This window comes from Kitasatospora sp. MBT63 (genome assembly GCF_000710465.2).
Lineage (GTDB): Bacteria > Actinomycetota > Actinomycetes > Streptomycetales > Streptomycetaceae > Kitasatospora.
Window position 1 is genome coordinate 1 of record NZ_JAIZ01000360.1, and the last position, 1,099, is coordinate 1,099.

1 protein-coding gene is annotated in these 1,099 nt (G+C 76.4%); it reads left to right on the forward strand.

Features of this window, described 5'->3' with window-relative positions; genetic code table 11:
* Positions 1-1,099: amino acid adenylation domain-containing protein (locus AA75_RS21085; protein WP_033821712.1), on the forward strand; the 1,099-nt coding region annotated here is incomplete at both ends.

Genomic DNA, 1,099 nt, shown 5'->3' on the forward strand with positions numbered 1-1,099 from the left:
CCACCCGCCCCGCCGTCGTCTGCGAGGACGAGAGCCTCGACTACGCCGGACTCGACGCCGCCGTCAACGGCCTCGCCCACGCCCTGGCCGGACACGGCCTGACCCCCGGCACCCCGGTCGCGGTCTGCCTGCCCCGCTCGGTCCACTCGGTGGTCGCCATGATCGCCGTGCACCGGGCCGGCGGCGTGTACGTCCCGATGGACCCGGCCTTCCCCGACGAGCGGCTGCGGCAGCTGCTCGCCGACGCCGCACCGCCGTTCGCGGTCTGCACCGACGGGCCCGGCGGCACCGCGGAACGGCTGCGGGCGCTCACCGCCGCGCCGCTCACCACCCTCGACGCCCGGCAGCCGGGCCGCACCGACCGGCCACCGGTCCGGGTCGGCGACGACGACACCGCCGACATCATGTTCACCTCCGGCTCGACCGGCCGCCCCAAGGGCGTCCTGCTGACCCACGGCGGCCTGGCCAACCTGGTGGCCGCCAAGGTCGAACTGTTCGACGTCCGACCCGACTCCACCGTGCTGCAGTTCGTCGCGTTCGGCTTCAGCGTCTCCATCTCCGACGTCTACATGACCCTCACCACCGGCGGCACCCTGGTGGTCCGCGGCGACGCCGACCTGGCCGGGGAGGACCTCGCCGCACTGATCCGCCGGCACGCCGTCACCAACCTGGTCCTGCCCGCCTCCGTCCTCGCCGCCTTGCCCGACACCGACCTGCCGTCGGTGCGCGCGATCACCGTCGGCGGCGAGGCGTGCAGCGCCGCCCTGGTCGACCACTGGGCGCCGGGCCGCCACTTCGTCAACGCCTACGGCCCGACCGAGGCCACCACCGCCACCGCCGTCGGCGTCTGCCGCCCGGGCGGCGGGCGGCCCACCGTCGGCCGCCCGATCCCCGGCGCCCTGGTCCACCTGCTGGACGAGCACCACCGCCCGGTCCCCGTCGGCGTCCCCGGCGAGCTGTACATCGGCGGCGCGGGCGTCGGCCGCGGCTACCTCGGCCGCCCGGACCTGACCGCCGAACGCTTCCTGCCCGACCCGTTCGCCGAAGGCGGCGGCCGGATGTACCGCACCGGCGACCTGGCCCGCTGGCTGCCCGACGG